The organism is Bythopirellula sp. (genome assembly GCF_041737835.1).
In the GTDB taxonomy this organism is placed as follows: Bacteria; Planctomycetota; Planctomycetia; order Pirellulales; family Lacipirellulaceae; genus Bythopirellula.
Map to the genome: position 1 here is coordinate 1 of NZ_JBGSQY010000074.1, position 4582 is coordinate 4582.

The window sequence follows — 4582 nt, forward strand, 5'->3', positions numbered from 1 at the left end:
AATCTCGATTTCTGAATTGGTCACCACGCTCGATCCGCCAGTGATTCGTCGAACGGTGCAGAAGAACCTTGTGAAGCTCCGTCAGTCCGGTTTGGTCGAGACGGTTGGCGCCGGCCGATCACTCCAATGGCGAGCGAAGCCCGCACGGGGCGAGTGATCGTGCCTAATTGTGCCTTTTTGTGCCCAATCGTGCCCTTGTGATTTGTCTAACCGAGGTCCAAACGAGGCCGGCAGACAATTCTTCAGACAATTGCCTCGCGGGGCGGAAACTTCGGGGAAAACTTCGGGAAAGCCTTCGGGGAAATGGTTGGGCAAGACGAGCCGGGCAACAGCAACTTCAAGCTCTACCATGCCTTGGCCCGAATTCGCGATGTGCTCCAAACACGGAAGTATTCCTTCGTAAATCTCAGCATCGGGCCATCGATGCCCATTGAGGATTACGATGTCCATGCGTGGTCCGCACACGACCTAATCGCGCAGCGACGAAATTTCGAAGGCCATCTGCGTGCATTCAGCTGCTGAAGGCCCTTCTGAATTGCTCGCTGGATCGAAGTGAGACGAGCGCAACCATTTGTCATTAGTGGCTTTATTTTCTTTCGAAACGGAACGATTCAATCATTTCGAAGCCATTGCCGCTGCGCTCCGTGTAGAATTTCACCTCGTCTGAGAAGGACTAACTGGCAGCCGCTTTTTTCCCAAACATCAGTTTCCCAGGAAACAGTTTCCTGATAAACTATCTTTCATGAACGCCGTCAAGCCACCCGCATCGACTGTCAGTGAACTGAAACAGCATCTGGGGTTCTGGCTGCGTTTCGTCTCCAATCACGTCTCCCATGCCTTTGCACGCAAGCTCCTTGCGAAAGGAGTGACCGTGCCGGAATGGGTCGTGATGCGGGAGATGTTCGACGACGAGGAGATCTCGCCAGGCGTTCTGGCGGAGCGGATTGGGATGACGCGCGGCGGCGTCTCCAAACTCGTGAACCGGCTCGTGAAAAAGAAGTTGATCAGCCGCCGAGGACGAAGCGATGACCGCCGCTTCCAGACGATTGCGCTGACGGCAACCGGACGACGGCTCATTCCGCAACTGGCAGCCTTGGCCGATGAGAACGACGAGGAGTACTTTCATCCGCTTTCAAGCGGAGAGCGGGCTGCGCTGCTTTCCATGATGAAAAAGCTGGTGCACGCAAAGGGCTTGCAGACCTTACCAACCGAGTAATGGAGAAACCGTGAGCAAACAGCGAATTCACGAACTCGCGCTCGCAACCGAGCGCGGCGAGATGACCTTCCCTCAGGTCGTCAAAAGCATGATGGAGCTCGGTGTGGAATCTTACTTCGTGGACTATGCGTCGAAGCAAAAGACATATTACCAGTTGGAAGGAACCACGCACACGGCAGCGATGAGCTTGGACCCGGGCCCAACAGCCGAGGCGTTCAACAGTAACGACCTGGTGGCTACAATTCGCGGCGCTCAGGCAGACACGGTGCGCTATCCCGAATTCGTCAAGCGTTCGGCGGCTGCCGGTGTCCTTGGCTATTGGGCGTTTTTGGCGGGGAAAAGAGTCATCTACTTCGGCCGAAAGGGCGAACAGCATATCGAGGAGTTTCCAAGGCCGCAGGGAGCGTGATGCTCGAAGATGCCCATCCTGCACTTGGGTGATCTCATCATGAGCCAGCTTTGCCGTTCTCGATCGGCCCAAGGGCCAGCGCTGGCACCTAGCTGAGGGCTCCAATGAGCAAGACCGTTCCCGGAAGCACGGCAACAAGCAGCGGAGTGTGCGTCGGTAGTGTTCCGGGTCCGGGCGGCGTTTGCTTCGTTCTGCGGGGAGCTGAGAACCGCTGATTTCTTGAACCGGCTTTCCGCCGTTAGTGATTTTGGCTAACCTGCCCTTATGTCCAAACTACGTGCCAACGCTCCGAAGACTTCTGCCACCACGGGGGATTCCGCGCCCGGCATTCTCACCAGCCGCCTGCCCATTCGCATCGACGACCTTCTTTATGCTCGCGTCGTCGAGATTGAACGCATCGAGTTCAAGGCTGGCTGGAACCCCGACCCAATCATTCGCACTCTCTGCGCGTTCGCCAACGACTTCGAGAACCTCGGGGGCGGGTATCTGGTCATTGGTCAAGACAGCAAGGACGGCGAGCCGGTCTTTCCACCGGTCGGCGTTCCGCAGGGGCAGCTCGACAAGATTCAGAAGGAACTGCTCCAATTCTGTTACGCCATTCGCCCGCAATATTTTCCGATACTCAGCATCGAAGAGTTTCAAGGAAAAACCCTCGTTGTCCTCTGGGCGCCAGGGGGCCAGACCAGGCCCTATGAGGCACCGAAAAGTGTTACCGCGAAAGAAAAGGAATACCGCTACTACATCCGACGCTATGCAAACACGGTCGAGGCCAAGAACGGCGATCGTCGCGAATTGATTGGTCTTGCCGCCACGGTTCCGTTTGACGACCGCATTTGCCATCGGTCGGAACTGGAAGATCTCCGCGTTCCGCTCATTCGGGCCTACCTGAAAAAAACGGGAAGCGCCCTTCATGGCAGTTCCGTAAAAATGCCGCTTGCCGACCTCGGCCGGCGATTGAACATCGTGGAAGGCAGCGACGAATTTATCAGGCCTCGCAATGTCGGCTTGCTCTTCTTCAATGAAGCCCCCGACAAATTCTTTCCGACCACGCAAATCGATATCGTTCATTTCCCGGAAGGCGTCGCCGGGAACCGGTTGGAAGAGAAGATCTTTCAAGGGCCGCTCGACCAGCAACTACGAGACGCTCTGACGTATCTCAAGAACACCGTCGTCAAGGAGCGTATCACCAAGGTTCGCGATCGAGCCGAGGCGACACGCGTGTTCAACTATCCATATCCCGCGTTGGAGGAATCGCTGGTCAACGCGGTCTATCATCGCAGCTACGAATTGCGAGAACCCATCGAGGTCCGGATTCACAATGATCGCATCGAGATCGTCAGCTATCCCGGCCCGGACCCTTCGATTCGGCGCGATGCGCTCAAGACCAAGCAGTTTATTGCCCGCCGCTACCGGAACCGCCGCATTGGGGAGTTTCTGAAGGAGTTGGAACTGACCGAGGGGAGGGGAACAGGGATTCCCAAGATCTACGCTGCCTTGAAAGCGAACGGGTCCCCCTCGCCCCGCTTTGAGACGGACGAGGGTCGTTCCTATTTTCTTGCCGAGATTCGCATCCATCCGACCTTTGCCGAGGTCCATGATGAGGTCCATGATGAGGTCCATGATCAACGACAAATTGATCTGTCGGAAACGGAACGAAAGATCCTCGACTTCTTCAAGGACTCGCCCAAGAGCATCCCGGAAGTTTCGACGCATCTCGGATACAAAACCCTCGTGGGCAACGTCCGGAAAGCCTTGCAGCGACTTACGGAATTCGGACTGATCGAACTGACGCTTCCCGACAAGCCTCAAAGCAAGAAGCAGAAGCGAAAAATCACTCCGAAAGGTCGCCGCTTACTCACCAAGACCTAAATCACTAGGCGGCGTCCTCGGTCCTACCGGGGTTTCCAAATCGACAGATCGACGCGAAGTTCCTCAATCATATCAGTCGGGAGATCCACGACTCCTGTCACGTCTGATTCGTCTCCAATATCCTCGTCTTCGGTACCAATGCCCAGCTTCTCTCTCCGTTTCTGCTCCGAGGCCACATGCTCCGGGTCAATCCGTCCTTCGACTCGCATCTCCCCGCCAAGAGTGACCTCAAAAAGTTGGGCACGCCGATAGAGTTCCTCAAACATCCGTTCATCGTAAGTTGCCGCCAGGTACGGAACGGCGATTTCAAGTGTTGGTCCATTGCCTTCTTCGACGCCCATGCGTTCGCGTTCAACCTTACTGCCAATCCGATCGACTCGCCCCGTGCGCTGCTCAATTGTCGCCGGATTCCAGCACAAGTCGTGGTGAATCACGTGGCGACACTCTCGGTGCAAATCGATGCCTTCCTGGCCTACCGACGTGGAAACGAGGATCTCCGGGCGATACGGCGTGTTGAACCCGAGGAAATATCGATCCCGATTCTGAGTGTCTCCCTTCACCAGCTGGACCACGTTGCGATTTTCAGCGCCCGCATGGTAGCCCGATAGCAATGCGCGGTTCTTCCGGGCGCGAACGAGGGTCTCCATGTATGCCTGGACGCGATCTCGCAATGACTCCAAATGCCCGTCCAGCGGTTTGACGTAACGCTCGGAAAGATAGTCAGCCCACCGTGTCGTATTATCCTTCTCCACGTCCGCCAGGTAACGAAGCAAGAACTCATCCGCCATCAAAATGCGGCGGAATACCTGTCCCGCGACGGCTCGGGTTTCCAAATCAAACTGAACCAGCAACTCTTGGTGATACTCCGCCAGAAGCGGTTGACGACCATCGGAGGCAGAAATCAGGCCAGACCGAAAGTACGGCGCCACGATCTCCCCAATTTTCTCCTCGCGAAGGCGTCGAACCCACGAATCTACTGCATTCTCGATCGAATCTTTGTTTTGTCCCGCTTGCCCGCCGAGGTCCGATTCTTCCGCTTCGAGTGGGTCGCGGATCTGTTCGCGTGCTTCGGGGTCCGCAGTTCGCTT

At 56.2% G+C, this 4582-nt stretch carries 4 protein-coding genes; 3 read left to right on the forward strand and 1 reads right to left on the reverse strand.

The features are described 5' to 3' along the window. The first annotated feature begins 742 nt into the window (after nt 1-742). The 3 genes from AC6T8Q_RS21465 (at nt 743) to AC6T8Q_RS21475 (ending at nt 3494) form a co-directional block, all read left to right on the forward strand. Entirely contained in the window at nt 743-1216 is a 474-nt protein-coding gene (locus AC6T8Q_RS21465; RefSeq protein ID WP_500681034.1) for a MarR family winged helix-turn-helix transcriptional regulator, read from the forward strand. Between the two features lie 10 nt (nt 1217-1226). Further along, on the forward strand, nt 1227-1625 hold the full coding sequence (locus tag AC6T8Q_RS21470; protein WP_500681035.1) for a DUF1398 family protein: 399 nt from the start codon (nt 1227-1229) through the stop codon (nt 1623-1625). Between the two features lie 264 nt (nt 1626-1889). Then, entirely contained in the window at nt 1890-3494 is a 1605-nt protein-coding gene (locus AC6T8Q_RS21475; RefSeq protein ID WP_500681036.1) for an ATP-binding protein, read from the forward strand. A gap of 23 nt (nt 3495-3517) precedes the next feature. Here AC6T8Q_RS21475 and AC6T8Q_RS21480 read toward each other — a convergent pair. Continuing rightward, a partial coding sequence (locus AC6T8Q_RS21480) for a C-terminal helicase domain-containing protein (protein ID WP_500681037.1) occupies nt 3518-4582 on the reverse strand: 1065 nt, incomplete at its 5' end.